Here is a 20,252-nt window from a genome sequence, read left to right as displayed (position 1 = left end):
GCTTGCTAGCATTCCAAATTCAGCGACTCGATTTGGCCTTTTGATTCATGGCGGCCGCTAACGCCCCATAGAAGCCCAATAGGAGCTCTATTGAAGCTTCCCTGAGTGGTTGGCTCGTGGGATGCAGATCACCTTCAAAACCGGCACTCAATAGCCTTGCGAGACCCACACAAAAGAAGATCGTCGCAGCCAAGGTGCATCTTTGACTGACCGAGAAGCCCAATCGCCCCCCACCTAGCATGACAATCCCAATTCCGACCTCCCCGCCTCCGATCATTGCGCGAATTGCCGTTCGTGCTGAGCCGCTATCGGCACCGATGCCGTAGTACTCGAGGATTTCCGGTCGGAAGAGCGTGATCAATCCCAAACCAAGGAAGATCAGACCCGAGATGAGCGGATACGAGGCTGCGATACGATGTTGCCAATTCATCAGAAAAACCGCCGCGTTTTTGCTTTGTAGTCACGATACGCCGCGCCATATTGAGCTTCGAGCCAAGGCTCTTCTACGAATGGTGCGAGCACATAGAGAAGCGCCCATGCCAACAGTAGGATTGTCACTGGCCACTGGTTTGCAATCAGACCCCAGCCTAGGAGCCCCACCCAAGTTGCGACATAGACCGGGTTTCGGTTGAACTTGAACCAACCGCCTGTGACCAATCCGCGTTTTTCTCCAAACGCATTGCGCCAACCCATTTGCAGCGTAATCCAAACCGCCAGTCCGAAACCGACCAAGAGCAAGAAGCCACCGATGCCATAGTGCAGCGCCCAGCCACCATTGCTCAACGGCTCGAAGGAAATAACCGTCAGCGCAACGAGCGGGTAAAGGAAGAGCCGGAAGAGCGTTATGAATATCCGATGTTGCCAGCTTCGCTTGTTTGGCGGCGGGAAAAACTGAAACTCACTGCGCAAAGCGGCAATAGCAGCGAGCGCAAAGATCGAAGTGATCGAACTCAGCGATACGCCAAAGAGAACCCATTCAAGCCACATGATGCTGAGGTTACCTGCTATCCACCAAACTTGAGCCGAATGCCGCCGTTCAAAGTGAAGCCCTCGAGCGGTGCCCAAGCATCAACAGTCCATTCTCCGCTTGGCGCTCGCTGCGGCAACAAAAGCGGATCATAGCGGGTTTGGCGAATATCCAGCAGGTTCTCAGCGTTGAGGAAAAAGCTCACATTCCTGCGCGTTATTTGACCCAAGAGGCCCAGAAAGAAGAAGTCGCGCGACCTTTCGCGGAATGGATTGTCTTCGAGCGCCTGCGTCCCAGTGTAGTACGCCTCAAACCCAAGCAGGTGGCTATCGTGTTTCTCCCAGATAGCAACGAAACCAGCGGTATGTTTGGGAGTTAGGGGCACTTGGCTGCGGCCCAGTCCAAACCGGTTCGGCTCAGTGGCATCTGCATAAACATAGCTACCGGTGATCATGAAGCCATTGCGTCTGAAACGCAGCAAAAGCTCTGTCCCGCGTACGTTTGTTGTGCCGTCAATATTGACGATCTGAACGCTGTCAGGGCCTATCTCGTCCAGCCGCGTTGCGTTCTCGATGTTGGCACCAAAGAGGGTCGCGTTGGCCTCCCACGGACCATCCGTATAAGACACGTCCAATGATGCGGTTTGAGCTGTCTCAGCTTCAAGGCCTGAGAGTGGCTCCAATCGAGATAGGCCCGCTGCCTGAATTTCATCTACGAAGGGTGTAGGAGCAAAGAACCCACGGCTGAACGCCCCACGCACTGTCCAATTACCCGGCCTGTATAGAGCGGAAAACCGAGGGCTAAACTGTGTGCCATATTCGCTATGGAAATCGACACGTGCGCTCGCTGCAAGGGTAAGGTCTAGGGATGCCTCATATTCCACTTGCCCAAAGATGCCGGGCACGTCGAAAGTGTAGTCGAAAGCTGGAAAAGTATCGGAGCGATAGCGGTCAGACTGGAACGCTACTCCGCCAACAAGCGATGTCGCGCCGTCAATGATCGTGACAGAACTTTCGCCAAACAACGCCACATGTTTATCATCTTCCACTACATCGCCAAATTGGTGGATATGGTCTTGCTGCATCGCGGAGCCGCGCACAGATAGCGTTGCATCCGCTGAAAGAGGCTTGCTGAATGTCAGCCCCGCATCAAAGCGGTCTGTATCTTGTGCTTGCACGAAGCTTGTGCCGTCAGGAACCGTACGTCCGGGCAGGGTACCCCCCACGCGTTCTTCGGTCATGGCCCCAAAGGTAAGATAGACGGAAGAGCCATCCTCACCATCAAATTGAAAGCGAGGACGCGCGACGAAGCGATCAAAGCCAGACATGTCAGCCCAACCGTCGCCATCTATATCTTGCGCCGCCTGAAAGTGTGCGCCTGTGGTCAGCGAAACGCCAAGATTGGAGGACACAGGTGTCGCAAGGTACGATGTGAAATCCTGCCCATTTCGCGAGGTGATGTTGGCTAAGACTTCGGCCTCGAATGCGCTGCCCGGTCGCTTGGATATAAGATTGATCACACCGCCAAGCGCAGACGCGCCATAAAGAGCAGAAACAGATCCTTTGATGACTTCAACTTGTTCAAGATCAGTTGGAGGAATTTGAAGCAGACCGAGGGCCGAGGCCTGCCCGCCGAAGAGTGGAAGGTTGTCCGCCAAGAGCTGAGTGTAGCGACCTTCTAGACCCTGAATTTGAATATTGGCCGCACCCAGCGCTGGCGAAGTCACCTGCACCCGAACTCCCCCTGTTTCATTCACAAGGGTGGCAATGTTGCCGGGGCGCATGATGGTCTTTTCGACAATCTCTTCGCTTGCGATGACCTCAACCCTGATTGGTTGATCCTTCACCCGGCGCGGAACGCGAGTGCCTCTGACAACAATGCCGGAAGTGTCGCCATGCCCGCCATGACCCTGGTGTGCCTCATGATCGCCGTGATCGCCGTGATCGCCGTGATCGTGCCCTTTATGGTCTTCATGCCCGTGTCCATCATGATCATGGTCCCCAGCCCCATGATCCTCGTGCCCATGATCCTCGTGCCCATGATCCTCGTGCTCGTCGTGGCCTTCGGTGTGCTTATGAGCGATGTTGCCCTCGTCTTGGGGCGAAGAATTGCCATGATCATTCGCTAGGCTCGCGGTTGCCAACGAAAGCAAGGGAAGTGCGCAAAGTATGGAGAAGGTGTGAAGTCGAGGGGTCACGATAAGTCCTTTGAGCGTTTCTTTGATTGGGGAGTTATTTTGGTTGATTTTCAAGAATGGCTTTGAGGTCAGATGGAATATCCATGTGATCAAAGGCGCTAACATCGGAGCGGCCTGTGTTACCGACAGGGAGCCGACCTGTGAGATTGCCGAGAGGTGCGAGAGCAAGCCGCGCTAGCTGACCCATAATCTCGCGCAGGTCTCTAGTTTTTGCAGCAAGTGCGAGCATCCGCCAATGCGAGTAGAGGTGCGGTGCGAACAACCCTTGGGCGACGATATGCGCTCGCTCCAAGTGATCCCAAGCGTCTTCGATCTTGCCAGCATTTTCAGCACTGCGCGCACTGCGATATTGGTCTTGCAGGAACGACTTGATGCGGCTGTTCTGGCTATGTGTCATCTCATTGTCCTTCGTTCGCGCACGCGGGTTGCGCCTCGCCTGAACGCAGTTCCGCAAATGCTTGCCGAGCGATGGAAACAGATGATCGCAGAAACAGTCCTGCCAGCAGAAGCGCCACGAGCAGGTCCGGCAAAGCGCTCGCGGTTGCGGCAACAAGAAAGCCAGCCGCGATTACAGCAACATTGCCAATCGCGTCATTGCGCGAACACAACCAAACCGAGCGGACATTGCTGTCGCCATCGCGCCACTTGAGCAGGATGATGACACTCGCGACGTTGGCCGCCAGCGCGAGTAAAGCGACGAGGCTCATAGTCTGCGCTTGGGGAGGCACACCTTCCGCAAATCGCAATGCGGTCATGGCCAGCACAGCGACAGCGATGATCGCTAACGATCCGCTCTTCGCAAGCGAGGCCATCGCTCTTGTCCGAACAGATGCGCCGATGACAGCCAAGCTAAGCGTATAAGTCGCCGCATCGCCTGCAAAGTCCAACGCATCCGCTTTTAGCGCTTGCGAGCCAGAAGTGATGCCAGCCCACATTTCGACAACAAACATTGTTGCATTGATCGCGATAACCGCAATCAAGGCGCGCTTGTAGGCGGGCGACAGCCCATCAAACACTTTCTCTTCGCAGCAGCCTGACATTGCTCTTTTCCCTTGAGTCGTGATGACAGGCAGGTTGATACGAGCTACAGTGACTGTAGAAGCAAGCGGAAAGTTATAACTCTATGCAATCTTTGTCTATCGGTGAGCTTTCGAAGCAATCAGGCGTGAAAATCACGACGATCCGTTACTATGAGAAGGTTGGATTGATCACTAAGCCAGAGCGTAGCGCTGGAGGTAGAAGGATTTATCGAGGAGAAGACCTTCAGCGGGTCACCTTCATCCGGCACTCCCGCCATCTCGGCTTCTCTCTAGATAGCATCCGCGAGTTGCTCGACCTTCAAATTGAGCCGACAACGGACTGTTCGACGGTCAATGAAATCGCCGAAACACAGCTTGCCCTGATCAGACAGCGTATCTCACAGCTTCAATCCCTAGAAAATGAGCTTGAGCGTATCTCGACAATCTGCGGTGGTGGAGCAATGGCGAATTGCAAAGTGATCGAGGCGCTCAACGATCACAGCCAGTGTGAGACTGATCGACATGAAAAAATCGAGGGGCTTTAAAGACTACGACACACTTTAAGTCCCTATTGTTCCATCGTTCGCGCTATCATTTCAAATCCAGAGAATTATCGCCTCCACAAGAACGCAACGGGGGACGAACTGGGGGAACGCTACTGTTAGAAGGCCGCCTTTTCCATTTTTTTAACAATATTTCCGAAGGTTAAGCCTGGTGAGTTATACTCCAACTCGGAGCCACATTTTCTCTAAAAATCGTTAGGCGCCAAAGTGTTGGCCTGAGGCCTTTAGAGAAATCTGGTCTTGAACCTGCCCATTGAGCCCCAATCGGAGGTGTTACGGTTTGCATCAGTGCGCGCGTACCAGTTGCATTGTTTCATGCGAACACATGGGTTCCCAATGCTCAAACCCCTTTTGTAGGCGTTCGTAGGTTTTGGGGGTGCATGCCTTTTGTGCAAGCAAGGCTGCGGCACCATTGAGGGGATAGTGATCGAGGCTGTGTCTTATGCCTACTTAGATATTGGCTTCCAGCAATTCGATCTCCTCTGGGGTTAGATCGAAGAGTTCGTAGACAAGCGTGTTAATCTCGGCTTCTGTTTGAGCGATCTTAGCGGTGAGCGCGCCGATCTCATCGCGGGTCTGGGTGATCCAGTCTTCCCATTCGCTGCGTTGTTTGAGTGGGATTTCAGCCTTGAGGCACTTTTTGACCTCTTTCTGGAAAGCGGCAAAATCGGGCAGCGCCCACCACTCTTTTAGCTTTGTGGAGAGCTTTGGCGCTGGTTTATCAGGGGCTGGATCAGCGGCAAGGTCCGGGATGCGGCGGGTGATGCTTTGTTGGAGCTTGTAACGCTTTTCAGCGGCGGTTTGAGCGGTTTCAGCGAGCGTGCCCAACGCGGCTTTGACAGTGTCGGAAGCTTCGGGGGTTGGCAATTTTTCTATATGTTGCGCAGTAGCTTCGTAAAACCCCCTAACCGCTGTCGTGCGCGAAATGAAACTAAACCAGCCAAGCCTGCTATTCATCAGCGCCAAGAGCCAATTGTCGGATGTTGGGATGAGGTAGCTCTTATTATTTGAGTAAGCGCCAGTTAGCTCAAGGCTGTTAAGGGGTTCCGGCTGAAAATGCCCATAAATGATCTTAGGCTTCTCCATCGAAGCCGTATACGCCTCTTGAGCTTGCTGCAGCTCAAACCATGCTTGCTTTGTCGCCCGCCTTTCGAGACGATTCCTGAACGGCAAAAGCCAATCACGAATTGCCGGATAGTCATCAATCTTTATACGCCCAATCGGAATGTAGATGACCCATAGCCCCCTTGGTTCGGTGCGCCACTTCTTGAAATCCTTTCCTTCGAGCCAGGGCTTCAAGAGTTCTACAGAGCGAGCATCAGCCGCACAGAGCCGCTCCTTTGTCGGTGTGTCGATCACGAAGGCTTCATTGAGGCCAGTTTTGATCCCATAAAGCGGCGCACCATAGAGTTCCTTCAGTGTCCGCTTTCCATCGGTGATTTTCGCCCGAAGCTTGCGCAAGGCTGGAGATTCAAGCTCCCACGAACCGCGCTCAAGCGCCTGCTGAGGATAGGGCTCACGCGCATCTGAAAATGCATCATCAAAGCTATCTTCTGGCAGAGTTTCGATATTCCAGAATTGCAGATTGTGCGCCTGTGGTGGTCCCCCTGCCCTCATGGTCAGGATTGCCGGATAAGTTGTCACACCTTCAAATATCTGGAGATCGCCAAAATCGACAACGCTTTCGATTGACGCGTTCTTGCGCAGGAAATCGCGTAGGGGCGCGCCAGACCCGGTCTTAAAGAACGTGGCGCTGCTGATATAACCCAACCGCCCGCCGGGCTTGAGCAGCTTAATCCCACGCTCGAAGAAATAGGCGTAAAGGTCCGCCCGGTCTGAGACCACTTCATACCGTTTTTCCAGCCATGGCTTCATGGGCTTTATTAGCTCCATGCGCACATAAGGCGGATTGCCCAGCACAACATCAAAGCCGCCTTCGGCAAAAACGTCGGGAAACGCCTCTTTCCAGACAAAGCCTTCATCACGGTACGCATAAGAGCTGTCTTCGATCAGGCTATCGCCCACGCGCAGGTTCGCATCCAAGCTGTCGAGCACCTTCCCGCGCCGCGCCGTCTTGATCCAAAGCGATAGCTTGGCGATCTCCACGCTTTCTGAATTCACATCCACGCCAAACAAGTTGTTCGTCAGGATCTCGCTGTCCGGGTCAAACAGGCCTCCCGCCATGCCCTTGCCCTCAAGCTCGGCAAGCTTGGTATTCGCTTTGTGCAATTCCGCTTTCAAATAGTCGAAAGCCATGATGAGAAAGACGCCAGAACCGCACGCGGGGTCGACCACGCGCAACGCCGTCAAACGGTCGCGATATGCGCTCCACGCCTCGCCTTCGGCGCTCTTGCGCTTCCATTTGATCTCTTCATCGTCGGCGCTTGCGCCCTTGGCGGCATATTGGGCCAGAATGCCGTCGAAAATTTCGCGGCAATGCGTGCCCAGCGTTTGATCGACGATAAACCGGGCGATGTAGTCGGGGGTGTAAACCACGCCATCGCGCTTGCGCCGACCGCTGGTGCCGCTTGCCTTTTTCTCATTGACCTCTTCGCCGCGCGCCTCGGCTTGAAGTTGCTCCACATCGGCAATGGATTGCTCAAAAATATGACCCAGCACCGTGACCGAGATTTCGCTGGCAAAATCATAGGCCCCCAGCCTCTTGAACCCTTCACAAATGTCATCTGCGATTTCGAGTGAGCGGATTAGTTCGTCGCGTTTGAACAGGCCGCCATTGTAGCGCGGGATGTTGAGCCCGCTTGAGCCTTCGTTGATCGCTGTGAAAAGGCCCAAGAAGTTCTGCCAGACGGGTCGCGGGTTATACGGGTCATTGTGTTCAAACGCTCGCTCCAGACTTCTGTCAGGGAGCAGGCCGTTGTCTTCTGCAAAGGCAATAAAGAGCACTCGGTCGAGTATCGTCTGGCCAAAGCGGATGGCATGAAGGGGGTCAAGATCAGGCTTTGCCGTCCTTACCGCCTCGATCAAGTCCGAGCGTAGCGCCTTATAGTCTGCATAAAGCGCATCGGTTATGTCTTTGTCTTCCGCCTTACTGGCGGCGAGGATTTCTGCGGTCTTTCCTGTAAGCAGGTTATCCGCTGACAAAAGCAGCAAGAAACGCTGATATTCGTGCGGCTGGTGGAGCTTGGCGATATCAAAGCTCTCGAAAAATTGCCGCCCGTCTGCATAGCTGTAAAGGCGGATTTCGAGATAGTTGGAGACAAGCACCCACTTGGTGCCTGCATTGTCCGCTGCATATTCCCACGCTTGTTGCACCGGCGTTTTGGCGCGCCCGGGCATAATGGCATCGAGGTCTTTGGTCTTTGCGCCTTTTAGCTCGAAAGGCGCAATGATATCGGCTTTGCTGGTGGTGAACCGCCCCAGCGCAAGATCAACCGAGCCCGCTCCTATCGCCTGTTCGGTTGCGACGCTCCAATCGCCCGTTTCATTGAACGGTTGGTAGCCCAGAACATCGCAAACGATCTTTTGCTTAAACTCACCATGAAGCGCCGTTTCTTTTTGGCTTTCAATCGAGCGGTCGCTGATGGTCTTGGCCCAGTCTGCCAAGATGGCGATCTTGGGTGGGTCTGGTGCCTCTGCTCGCTCAATATGCCCCTTAAGGGTCTTTGGATTGAATAGTTGCAAGGCCCCGCTCCAATAGTCGCCCAGAAAGCCTAGTAGCGTTGATCCCAGCCGCCAATTAATTTCCCAAAATCAACAGGGAAAACTTGATTTATAGGACATGGTTTAGCCGCTCGAAGGTTTTTGGCTGCGCGCGCGTAAATAGCCAATAAGCTGGTCTATCGTCCGCCCATTTGCCTCAATCGAAATTGTTTCATTGATTGAAGCAGGGCTGGCTCCGCAACCCTCCTGCGATCCGACCGTCGACATCGCGCAATACTCAGGCAGTTTTACCGGACATGCTGCGTGTGCTGAGATTACGCCGCCTTTATGTCCGACAGATACTGGGAGAGCCTGGTTCTTACGTGATTGGTTTGATCGCCAAAATCGGTGGTAGCCTCAAGAACTCTGCGCACTTTCTCGCAGGATTCAGAACTTGAAAGAGCAATCCTTTCGATGTTCGCATCAACCTGAGTGACGCCGCGCGATGCTTCTGTCATGCTTGATGCAATGCTGTTGGCGGTTTGCGCTTGAACTTCCATGGCGCCCGAGACGGATTTGCCATTGGTCTCCAAGCGCTCCATTATTCGCGCAATCATCGCAATTGCATCGATTGCCGATGTGACCCTCGATTGCATGGCATCAACAGTGGCACCGATCTCCTGACTGGCAGCGCCTGATTTGGCTGCCAATGCTCGTATTTCGTTGGCAATAACTGCAAACCCTTGGTTTTCATTAGCGATGCGTGCTGCCTCGATCGACGCGTTGAGCGCGAGCACGTTGGTCTGTTCTGCAAGCCCACCGATCGTTTCGACAACCGCCCCGACGTCATTCATTGAATCGGAAAGAGAGCTGATCTGATCGTCGGTGGACCGGGTCAATTCGACCGCAGATGAAAGCTCACTAGAGCTGTTTGCGACCTGCTCAACAACCTCTTGGATCGACGACGACATCGATTGCGTTGCGCGCAGAACTGTCTCAACACTGAGGTTTGTTTGTCTTGAAGCATCGGCAACATCGGATGCGCGCTGTGCATTTCCCAAAGCTTCGGCCTCCATCACAAGCGCTGTATCCCTGAGTTTTTGAACTGACTTTGCAAACATAGAGAGCGTGCCTGTCATGCTTTCATCCAAGGAATGAGTGATCGTATCGACTGTGCGCGCACGGCTGATGATGGTCTCTGCCTCATTTCTTCGATCCAATTCACGCGCTTCACGCTCTTGCTGGATGCGTGTTTGCGCTTGAGCGAGTTTTTCTCTTTCAGCTTCCCTTTCGATGAGCCCCTCTCCAAAGATGCGGATACACCGAGCGAGTGTGCCGATTTCATCTGATGTTTCATTCACTTTGATAGCGTTTGTGAAATCGCCTTCTGCCATGCGCTGCGTAGACACACTCAACGACCGAAGGGGTTGTATTATTGTGGCAGCGATAACCGCGACCAGGACAACCATCGCGATTGTTAGAGCTGAAGCCAAAAGCAGGTTTGACCAAAGTGCATGGCTTGCAGCGCTCGACTTTTGTTCGGCGAGCGTCTGAAGATCGCCTGCCACAAGCTCTTCGACTTTCTTTAGGGCGTCAATTCTTGTTGTGGTCGCAGCCCACCATTGATCCACGTCCACATCTTTGGCTCTTGCCTCGAAAGGGTCACCAATCGCCACGCGGCGCATGGTAGCGACCAAATTGGCTGCATCACTGCTAAGGGCCTCTGCAAGAGCATCGTTTTGAGAAGGTGAGGCGTGTGCTTCAAAGACGTCAAAGTGACTTTCTTGACGCGAAATCAACTCAATGAACTGGCGGTGGATGCGGGGCTCGAATTGGCCTTTGCCAAAGCCTGTCGCACCCATCGCTCTTTCTAATCCGGCCCGCTCTTTCGCCTGTAGGAGATTGTCATAGGCAGTCAGGCCACCCACGATTGCGATGTCGCGTTCTTGGACCTGTGTTGATGTGACAAATCTCAGAAGGCTTGCGATTATATCTGTGTAGTAACTGGCGATTTCCCCGACACTCAAATTGAGCGCTGTGACCTCTTGGCGTTTCTGCAAAAGAAAATTCAGGCGCTGCGAGGCATGCCCAATGGCTTGTCTTTGAGCATCGCTGAACCGCTCCTGTCCAAGAGCCTCAAGCTGCCCTTCCAGGGCTTTGATCCGTTGATCCGTTTGGCCACGCTGCTCTGCCAAAGAAGCTTTGAACTTTGTTCCCGCGCTCGCGGTGTAGCCGGCCGACATCCCCCGTTCTTTCTGAAGCTCATGGACAAGCGCAGACACATCGCGGCTGAATGCAATGGTCGTCTCCACCTTTCTTGTCTGCTGCGCAAACGCAAATTGATCAGCAAGAGAATGCCCGGTCAGTCCAAGAACCGCCAAAAGAGGGATCAAGGCAAGCACCGATAGCCGAAGAGCGATCGGGAGGTTGGCGAGGAACGATGGTATGTTCAGCTTTGCTTTCAAGACCGCGATCCAAGATGCTTAGAATTTGCTCAAGATATTGAGGAAAGGGCCGTGGCTGGTGAAGGATTGGTCGGTGAGGTCGCTTGAGAAATCGGACAGCGAATAGCCAACGCCCACTTTCACATTGTTGCCAAGGTGGCGATAGACCGCGCCAAGCCCGCCATACCGCACATCATCGGAGAGCTCGACCCAAAGCGCGCGGCCTTCGATGAGCACATCCCAGTCGCGGTGGACGTTGTAATCGGCTCTCAAGACAGCGAGGTGCGCGTTTGAGCTGATGAATTCATCGCTGTCTCTGCCAAGCGAGACGCGGCCAGAGCGATAGCCATATTTGGCGCCCACGGTGAGCTGGTTGCTGAGGTCGTAATTCACGTCAATCGAGCCCACGATGCTCTCCTGTTTGGGGCTTTCGACCTCACCTGATCCGGTGAATTGTCCGGCGGGCCCCAAGTCCTCGAAATATTGAAAGCGCGCGAGGATATTGAGGCGTTCATTATCGACCGGGCGATAGGCAAAGCCTGCCATGGCCTCGGTGAACTCGGCTGCGCGCACGGAGGCACTGTCGTTGTCCGCCTTGGCCGTGTTGAAGCGGGCGAGCGCGGTCCAATCGGGGTTTACCGAATAGGAGAGGTCATTGCGAAGCAGCCAGACGGTCTGGTCGATGCCGTTGCCGTCTTCTTTGCGCAGCTCAATCGCAGAGCCGATGCGCACCCCTTCATTGACATAACCCACACCGATGCTGCCCGCTGTGCGGCGGAAGAGGCCGGTGGTGGGATCATCGATCTGCCCACGCTCGCCGGACCCTGTGAAGGAGAGGTGCTCGTTGGGCTCAAACCGAAGGCCAAAGCTGCGGATGAGCGATGGCGCTGTGCCGCCAATCCCTGTGCGGTTTTCGCCATAGACGCTGAGGCTGTCGGTGAAGCGGTGGCGCGCGCCCACGGTCAACGTGCTGCGGTTGGAGCGGGTGAAGATGTTTTGCGGATCGAGCCCTGTGTCCGTGCGATCGGCAAAGAGCGAATAGCCAACATAGGCCTCTGACCCGTCGCCCAGCCGGTAATTGAGCGCCGCATCTGCGCCAAGCCCGCCGTCGCCAGCAGACGCCTCGCCGACAATTCCGATCCGCTCAGCCACTTGTGCGTTGATACCGCCGCCAAAGCGGTTGTTGCGCTGACGCGTGCCATCGCGGTCGAGCGTCATCTGGCCAAAGGCGTGGACGTTGATGTTGTCGGCCAGATCAACGCCCAGCTCAACCGCGCCGTCCAACCGGCTGCCATCGGCAAGTGAGTTGTTGAGCGTGCCTGGTGTGCGGTCTTCATAGCGAAAGCCCGCGCTCGCCGTGACTGCGCCAAAGGTAGTGGAGAGATCGAGGCGTCCCGTGCGGCTGTCACCGGCAGCACCAGAGGTCAGCTCGTCATATTGCGCTTCGATCCCGCCGATGGAACCCACGGGCATGGACGCACTCAGACCCCATGCTCGGGTTTCAGCAGGGGCCAAGCGGCCTGCCGAGGCAAAGCCTTGGTCGAGATGTTCGAAATACCCTGCAAACTCGCCTGCATCGCCCGTTTCGCCTAGAAGCTCAGCCAAGTTGACCGCCAATTCGGTGCGATAGGCTTGGGCGGTAACACCCGCTCCCGGATTGACGATATCGGTGAAGCTGAGGCCGCCATCGACCGAATTGGACTGACCAAAGCCGGGGCCGTCGGTTTGTGCGACTTCGGCTTTCAGATATGTGCCAGCGGTGAAGCGCAGCAAAGCGTCTGCTCCGATCAGCGTTTGCCCTGCTTCTTCGACGGTATCACGCTGCGCGGTGGCTCCGAGGCGCAATGAGTCTCCCAGCCATGCGCTTGCGCGCCCGCCAATGGTGTAGCCTTCGAGATCGCCCACTGTGGGGGAGAATTCGTAGCGCACGACCAACACCGGAATGCTGCCCGATGTGGGCCCTTCGCGCACGGTTGCCCCCGTCGAGGCAATCGAGGCGAGGGGACGCAGCAGGGTGATCCGACCTTGGAAGGGGTCGAAATCATAGTCCTGCTGCGGGAACAGATCACGTGATTCCAGCACTAGGCCCGTGGTCACATCGCGCGTCTCGATCCGCAGGCGTTCCGAGCCCACGGACACATCCTGACGTTTGAGGAAATAGAGCGAACCGCCCGTCCCGCGAAACTCTTCGCGCCCCGGAACGGTGCCGGGGTCAGAGGCGAAGGCGGTGACTTGGAGCTTGCGCTCGCCAAAGCTGGTGGTCTCTTGCGAGTTCACATCGGCCAGCACGCCGAAGAGGCCGCGATCAAGCTGAGCCAGCTCGCCGCCATTGATGCTGGTGGTGAAATTGCCGACGACGAGCTGATCGTCGTCACGCGCCACTCTCAGATAGAACCGCCCTTGCGTTGGCGCGTCCTCCACTAGGGTCGAGTTGTCGCCATAGGTCGGATAAAATTGCTCGCGGTTAAGACGGCGCAGGAGCTGTGTGGGGTCTTTGCGATCAAGGTTGGAGAGGAGGTCCTCGATCAAAGTCTCGCCTGTATCAAGCGAGGCTGTGATGCGAATATCCTTGCTGTCATCGCCCTCCTCATCGCCGATCACGCCGCTCGCGTAAAACGCGCCGCGACCAATCGCGTAGGTGCCCTCAGCCGTGGGGTCGCCCGACACATCGGCGGCGGGGCCTGATCCCAGACTTTCGCCCAGAGTGACTTCGCCTTGGCCCACGATAAACCAATCGTCCTTAGGGGCGGCAAAGCTTTGTTCGACTTCGTGAACCTTGCGTCCGCCGCGCTCGATAACCACGCCGAGACGCGAGGCAGAGCCGCGCCGGGCAACGATTTGCTGAGCGGCAAAGCGGCCATCAGCATCGACCGGTACGGCTTGCCCTGCGACAAACACGCGTTCGTTTAAAGGGTCTGCATAACCGCTCACGCTGGCCATCATTCCGCCAAGCTCGATGTTGCGGCGTGCGGTTTCGTCAATGGTGCCAAAGTTCGGGCGTTCGACCTTTTCCTGGCGAAGGACGCTGGAAACCTGCGCATCGACAATGGTGAGCTCTTGCGGGCTCGTCTCATCGAACTTCCCGCCTTTGCCATACACGCGCAGGACATAGAACAGCGCGGAGGCGCTGCCGGTGGGCACTTGCCAGCTTGCTGCGCCATTGCGGTCCGTTTCGATCACCGCAACCGGCTCGCCATCGGGTGACTGCGAGGCGCGGAAAATGCGCAGCTCCCCGCGTTCAACGAAAGCGGGATAATTGTTGTAGCTCAAAAAGCTGACCGTCTCGCCCGCCGCAGCGGTTCTTGCGGAATCCACAAGCCCGACATTTAGGACCGGGTTGATGACAAGCGTATCAGCGCGAAACCGGATTTGGTGCGGGTCTGATGAAGCTGTTTCAGCCTTCTGGTCTTCTACCCGGCTGTTCGCAGAGGCACCCGCTTCCTGAAGCGCTTCGTTTCTTTGAACTTCTGGCGTGCTTGAACCAATTGGCTCGCCGTTAGAAATTTGCACAAGCTCAGCATCAGCAACCTTTGGTGCTGCTGCTCTGGCATTCGGCACTGGCTTTGGGAGAGACCGCAAGGCTGCTGGCTTGGCGGGCCCTTTTGCCGCAACCGCTCTCGCAATCGCTGCCTTCGAGGTCGAGGCGTTAAATTCGCCCTGAACCACTGGGACAGAAACAAATACGATCGGGGGCTCTGCAGTACGCCCTGCCCCGCTTTCGGCCTTCGCAACGCTCGGCGCCGAGACCGCGGCTGCTGCTATCAAAGAGCATCTGAGCGCCCATGCATTGCTCGTGCGTGATGAGGCAGGGAAATGGGAGTTACGGTTTGTCATGAGCTTCACTCCCCTCCTTGCGAGCGGCCAGAACGAGAGGCGGCAACGCCGAAGTTGAGCTCACCAAATTTGCCCCGCGTCAGCCGGATGGAGCGCGGGTTGCCGGTGGTCACATCCCAGCCAAGCGGGAGCGTGCGCACATCGAGTTTGAGCACATAGTTCGACCCGATCCGAGCATTGGGAACCGCAGCGCAAGCAATGTGGTAGCGGCCAAATTCGTCCGTGGTGACAAGCTGGCCGTTGACCGTCGCAAGCCGCGCTCCGGGAACGCCGGGTTCGCCTTCGTCTTGGTAGCCATTGCGGTTGGCGTCCTCGAAGACCTTGCCGATCAGCTCAGAGCAATCGAAGACCGAGCTTGGCACGATCTGAACAACGGCCGTGCCCCGGTTCGAGATTACATCGCCATTGATGCCTTCTTCGGCAAGGCCGGTGTTCACCTTCTCGCCCGTGCTGACCCCTGCCCCGATTACGAGAGAAAGCGAATAGGTGACTGAGCCATTTGCCGGGACCAACTGATCGCGCCACACAAGCTGGCGGCCTGCATTGTCGGTCTCAGGCTCGGTCGCGACACCATTCACAAAGGCAGAGCCAGCGATATAGCGCATGCCTGATGGCAGCACATCGACCACATCCACATCTGCACGCTGAGCGGCTTCCTGATTGCGAACGGTGATTTCGTAAGGGACGATATCGCCGACATTGGCGGTGCGCCGTGTGCTGGTTTTGGTGACCACCAGCGGATTGCGGCTTAGGAACGGGTCAAGCGGGATGTGGTTGAAGATCACATCGGGATCGCCTGCCTCCAGCCTAAAGCTCAGATGATACGGCGGATTTGCGATTGTTGGCGCGCTCGCATCTGGGTTGATCCGCACCGACGCTGTGAGCCCGGTGGGGTCAAACGGCCCATCGAGCGGCGCAATCACGCTTGAAGGCGCGCTGAAGCCTGAAGGTGGGGTAATCGTAATCCCATAGACGGCTTCATTCGTTGGACACTGAGGAGCCGCGCCCGGCACGATATCAAACTGATATTCGCCAAGCGGACTTGTGACCTGATCAGCCTGCGATGCGTCGATAAAGCAGACCGCCGGCAAGCGGTCACCATCGGCATCAACCAATGCGATGGCAACGCCTGCAAGAGGTTCGCGGGTGATCGAATTGTAGAGGATGCCGGAGGGGTCAATCGGCAGGTTCACATCTTGTGTGGTCGCTGCGACCCGGACGGTGATATCGCCGATGACGTCGTAGACGGTGCCGCTGTCAGCCTGCCTGAAGACGATGGAATAACCCTCACCCGAAAGCACATCGTCGACTACATAGCTGCCGTCGGCCTTGGTTGTTGTGGAGGCGACCATTTCGCCATCGCGCACGACCTCAACGATGAAACCTTCGCGCGGGGTGTCGCCGCCATCTTGCACGTCATTGACGTTTTGATCGGTGAAGACATTGCCCGCGATCGAGCCGGTCGGTTCTTGAACCACGATAGTCGCGGTGCCGACTGCGCAATTGTCAGGGTTGAGGTTCTCGCAAACCTCGTAAGTGATCGTGTAGGTGCCCGGAGGCGTTTCCGGCGCGACTGCGACAATACCGGTGTCTGTGTCCAAAGTGATGCCGGGATCGGCGGGCGGTGTGACAAGGGTGAGCGTTATGTCTGACGGATCAATCGGACCACCGCCAAGGGTGTCATTGGCAAGGACATTGCCCGCATTCTCGCTGCCAACGCCATTGCGGACGGGGTCCAGCGTCTCGCCGAGTGCAACCAGTTCCGGCGGCTCAACCGTGACAGTCACAGTGCCGGTCGCACAGTTGTCCGGGTTCAAATCCTCGCACAGCTGATAGGTGATTTCATATGTGCCAGCTGGCGTGCCCGGCGGTACGTTGACGAAGCCGGTGGCTGGGTCGAGAACAGGAGTTGGCGCATCCGGTGTGACGGGGGTAGCAGGCGAAGTTACTGTCGCAGTAACGGAGGTCAAATCAACCGGCTGGTCGTTCACCGTGTCATTGGCAAAGGCGTTGATAATATCCTCACCGCCCAAATCGCCGCTAACGGGGTCAGGCATGTCAGGCTGCGTGATGATGGAGGAACCGGTCACTTCGAGAGTGATCGTAGTGTCAGCGCAATTGCCCGGGTTAAGAGCCTCGCAAATCCGGTAGCTGATGACGTAAGTGCCGGCTGGTGTGCCTGCGGGCAGGTCAACGATCCCCGTTGCCGGGTCGAGCGCAGGGACAGGCGCGCCCGGCGAGCTGGGCGGTGCCGGTGCCGGTGCCGTTACAGTGAGAATGATATCGGCGCGATCAACCGAAACAGCGTTCAGCGTATCGTTATCGAGAGCATTGATGAGCGCGCTATTACCCACGGCTCCATTGGCAGGGGGCGGCGCGTCTGGCTGTGCATTAATTGGCGAAGCGGAGACCTCGACCGTTACAACGTTCGATGCGCAGTTGATGGAGTTTGCATTCTCGCAAATCTCATAACGGATGATGTAGGTATCCGCCGGAGTGCCAGCAGCCACATCCACAAGTCCTGTTGCGGGATCCAGAACTGGCACCGCCGCGCCAGGTGTTGCCGGGTCGGCAGGGGCTAACACTATTGCCGTCACATCAGCCGGGTCCAGCATCGCGCCATTCAACCGGTCATTGTCAAACACGTTTATGATGCCAGAGCCGCCAGTGGCTCCATTGGTCACAGGGGGCGTGTCAGGGTCTGCGATGATCGGCGCGTTAGAGACCGTCACCGTGATAGTGTTCGACATGCAATTGGTGGGGTTCAGCCTCTCACAAATCTGATAGGTGATCGTGTAAGTCCCTGCTGGAACGCCGGGCGCGACCGAGACAATGCCGGTTGCCGGATCAAGCTGCGGGACAGGCGCACCGGGGCTTGCTGGTGTAGCCGGTGTCAGCACGCTGCCGATGATATCAGCCGGGTCGAGGGCCGCGTTGTTCAACTCATCATTGTCGTAGGCGTTGATCGCATTGGGATTGCCAGCGCCCGCGGTCACCGTTGGCGCATTGTCAGGATCTGCCACAATGGGCGCAGGAGTGACTTCGATGGTGATGCTGGATGAGGCGCAATTGTCAGGGTCAATTGCCTCGCAAATCTGATAGCCGATTGTGTAAATGTCCGCAGGCGTTCCGGCTGGCACATCGACAAGCCCTGTTGCGGTGTCCAGAACGGGCACCGGGGCACCGGGAGAGGCAGGCGTTGCAGGCGCGGTAACGCTTGCATTGATGTCGGCCGGATCGAATGCCGCATTGTTCAGCCGATCGTTGGCAAAGGCGTTTACAACGTCATCTCTGCCGCTCGCGCCAATCACTGCCGCAGGCGTATCGGGCAAGGCGCTAATCGGGTTGGGATCAACCACAACCGTCACAACCGCATCAGAGCAGTTCATCGGGTTTGCGCTTTCGCAGATTTGATAGGCGATTGTGTAGTTGCCCGGCGACGTTCCGGGCGCGACCGAAACCTCGCCCGTTGCCGTATCCAGAGTAACGCCCGGATCAGAGGCCGGTGTCAGGACAGAAATATCGACCACAGCAGCGTTGGCAGGAGCCATGGCCAATTCGTCATTGGTAAGAACATTGATAATGTTCACCCCGCCCGTGGAGGAAGTGACCGAGCCCGGCATGTCGGCGACGGCATTGATCGAATTGATCGCGGAGACGACAACGGTTGCCCGCGCGCTGGAACAGTTGTTCGGATTGCCAATCTCGCAGATGTCGTAATCGATGGTGTATGTGCCAGCCGGCGTTCCGGGCGCGACCGAAACCTCCCCGCTGGCCGTATCCAAGGTGACACCGGGATCGGACGCTGGCGCAGTGACAACCAGTGTTACGTCGGTAAGACTGGCCGGTGCGCTGTCAAACGTGTCATTATCGAGAACATTGAACGCATTCGCTGCACCAAGGTTTGTGAAGATGGTGCCAGATTGCCCATCATCATCGGCATCTATCGGAGTGCTTGGCGGTGTGGTCGTAGTCGGGTCATCATTTCCCGGCCCCGGCGAAGAGGTAGCGGTGTTATTGCCATCGCCCGGATTGCTAGAATCCGACACATCATTGACCACCGTCCCGCCAGCGGTCTGCCCTGTTACCGTTGCGCTGTTTTGAACCGTTCCCGGAATGTCATCTTGCACCAGCGCATAGGTCGCTGTGTACGTCCACACTTCACCCAGATCGAGGCGGCTGTCCCCATTGGCATCCCCGCCCTGGAACATCGGCATGGGCGCTGTGCCATTACCGGTAAACCCGGTTTCCAAAAGGTTGATATTGCCAAGCGATTCCATGCCATAGGCACGCGCCTCATAGCTGTACGTGATCGTCTCACCCACTTGCGCAAAGCCATCGGCGCTCTCGTCATTGAAAGTCGAGCTCTTGAGAAGGCCGAGCCCTGGATACCACACCGTGACCGTCGCCCGGTTTGAGGTAACGCCAACGCCGTTGGTGTACTCATATTCAATCTGGGTTGCCTCTCCCACAAAGCTGGGATCGGGCGTAAAGGTCACCTCGCCTGTGCCCTCATCATAGCTCCATGTCCCTTCCCCCGGCACGATGAAGCTTGCGACATCTCCATCCACGTCGAGGCTAATATTCGTCGCAGTTCCAGGCGGGATCAGATTGACCGAGGCACGCGCCGCCTCGCTTTCGACCATAGAGTTGTTGTTGGGTGGATTGTTGTTGTCCGTTGCTGCGGAATCATTGCGCAAGATGGCAATCGAGGTGTTCACACCTGGTGTGCCCTCTTGGCTATCATCAACAGCGGTTGGGGTGGTGAAGTCAGCACAGGAGAAATCGAGAGTGTTGAATTCCGAGTAGGTCGGATTGTCGAGGCGGATCAAAAACCCGTTGTTTGCTGTGCGACCCATCTCAAAAGACGGGCGATCTGGCAGGATAATCTCGATCCCTGATTCTGGCTCGTTGTTGTAATTCTGGTCGCCGATCAAAGAGAGTGTTTCAGGGCGGCCCGCCACCGTCCCAAAGGTGCGGCCTGTTGTCGCGTTGCGATCAATCCGAACACTTTGGATGTCGCCCTGACAGACAGGGAAATAGACTTCCTCATTGCTAGGGCCATCAACATCATTAATCTGCACATGAATATCAGCCAGCACCGGGACGCCGCCGGAATCGGTCGAAATGTTGTACGTGCCAGCCTCATAAATGAACCACTGGATGAATATCTGGTCCTGACCGCCCGAGACAATCGAGGGGCGGTTGGCGGTGGTCGACCATTGATGGTCAATGCTTGCGGTAACCACCACCCCAACGATATCAACTGCTTGCCCGCCTACCGTGCCCGCGTTCGTCCAAACTGCCCGTTCGCCTTGGCCCGAGCCTTGGGTCGAAGGGGCGGCCACATCATTGATGATAAGAGGCGGAGCCGCCAAAACCGCCGAACCCGAACCGATCGCCGTCGCTGCAAGCAGGATCCTTGCCCACACACGCGCGGAAGTCTTTGGCCAAGTGGAAATTTTGGAACGGCTCAACCGCCTTCTCCTGAGTCATATTTGCGACCAGGGGCGTAGAAGGCTAAAGTGTGAGAATAGGGCGCAGCTCACCGCTATTATCCCCTATTTTCAGGAGATTAACTGCGGCATATCGGCTCTTCCTTAGGGCGCCTCAGGCCATCCAAGGCGT

Annotated in this window: 11 protein-coding genes; 2 read left to right on the top strand and 9 right to left on the bottom strand. The window is 56.4% G+C overall.

From position 1 onward, the window contains the following. Positions 1-19: 19 nt before the first annotated feature. From AC0V61_RS14230 to AC0V61_RS14220, 3 genes are read right to left on the bottom strand one after another with little or no spacing between them, the layout of a single operon-like run. Positions 20-430, bottom strand: coding sequence for a DUF4345 family protein (locus tag AC0V61_RS14230; protein WP_486158598.1), 411 nt, complete (start codon positions 428-430; stop codon positions 20-22). Continuing rightward, a complete protein-coding gene (locus AC0V61_RS14225) occupies positions 430-987 on the bottom strand; it encodes a methyltransferase family protein (protein ID WP_486158596.1) in 558 nt (185 codons plus the stop codon). Before AC0V61_RS14225 ends, AC0V61_RS14230 begins: the two co-directional genes overlap by 1 nt. 17 nt (positions 988-1,004) lie before the next feature. Continuing rightward, complete coding sequence (locus AC0V61_RS14220; protein WP_486158594.1) at positions 1,005-2,813, bottom strand: TonB-dependent receptor plug domain-containing protein; 1,809 nt, start codon at positions 2,811-2,813, stop codon at positions 1,005-1,007. 48 nt (positions 2,814-2,861) lie between these two features. Here AC0V61_RS14220 and AC0V61_RS14215 point away from each other — a divergent pair, with 48 nt between their 5' ends. Continuing rightward, positions 2,862-3,095, top strand: coding sequence for a hypothetical protein (locus tag AC0V61_RS14215; protein WP_486158593.1), 234 nt, complete (start codon positions 2,862-2,864; stop codon positions 3,093-3,095). A gap of 103 nt (positions 3,096-3,198) precedes the next feature. Here AC0V61_RS14215 and AC0V61_RS14210 read toward each other — a convergent pair whose 3' ends face one another. Together AC0V61_RS14210 and AC0V61_RS14205 are read right to left on the bottom strand one after the other, a co-directional pair. Beyond that, positions 3,199-3,561, bottom strand: coding sequence for a DUF3703 domain-containing protein (locus AC0V61_RS14210; protein WP_486158591.1), 363 nt, complete (start codon positions 3,559-3,561; stop codon positions 3,199-3,201). Between the two features lies 1 nt (position 3,562). Next, the gene (locus AC0V61_RS14205; RefSeq protein WP_486156472.1) at positions 3,563-4,204 is read right to left on the bottom strand and encodes a cation efflux transmembrane domain-containing protein; all 642 of its coding nucleotides are present in this window, start codon (positions 4,202-4,204) and stop codon (positions 3,563-3,565) included. 83 nt (positions 4,205-4,287) lie between these two features. On the opposite strand from AC0V61_RS14205, the gene AC0V61_RS14200 reads away from it, so the two are divergent. Continuing rightward, positions 4,288-4,728: a MerR family transcriptional regulator gene (locus AC0V61_RS14200; protein ID WP_486158589.1), complete on the top strand. Its 441-nt coding sequence runs from the start codon at positions 4,288-4,290 to the stop codon at positions 4,726-4,728. 468 nt (positions 4,729-5,196) lie between these two features. Here the strand turns inward: AC0V61_RS14200 and AC0V61_RS14195 are convergent, their stop codons facing one another. The 4 genes from AC0V61_RS14195 to AC0V61_RS14180 all read right to left on the bottom strand — a co-directional run bounded on the left by AC0V61_RS14195 (position 5,197) and on the right by AC0V61_RS14180 (position 20,101). Then, entirely contained in the window at positions 5,197-8,388 is a 3,192-nt protein-coding gene (locus AC0V61_RS14195) for an Eco57I restriction-modification methylase domain-containing protein (RefSeq protein ID WP_486158587.1), read from the bottom strand. A 293-nt stretch (positions 8,389-8,681) separates the two neighbouring features. Then, on the bottom strand, positions 8,682-10,811 hold the full coding sequence (locus AC0V61_RS14190) for a methyl-accepting chemotaxis protein (protein WP_486158585.1): 2,130 nt from the start codon (positions 10,809-10,811) through the stop codon (positions 8,682-8,684). A gap of 18 nt (positions 10,812-10,829) precedes the next feature. Continuing rightward, positions 10,830-14,624: a hypothetical protein gene (locus AC0V61_RS14185; protein ID WP_486158583.1), complete on the bottom strand. Its 3,795-nt coding sequence runs from the start codon at positions 14,622-14,624 to the stop codon at positions 10,830-10,832. A 5-nt stretch (positions 14,625-14,629) separates the two neighbouring features. Then, positions 14,630-20,101 carry an SdrD B-like domain-containing protein gene (locus AC0V61_RS14180; RefSeq protein WP_486158581.1) on the bottom strand — a complete coding sequence of 1,824 codons (5,472 nt, stop codon included), beginning with the start codon at positions 20,099-20,101 and terminating at the stop codon, positions 14,630-14,632. Positions 20,102-20,252: the final 151 nt, after the last annotated feature.

Source organism: Erythrobacter sp. JB1-4 (genome assembly GCF_057365025.1).
Note: the sequence above shows the minus strand (reverse complement) of the source record. Positions and strands in the feature narration are given on the sequence as shown.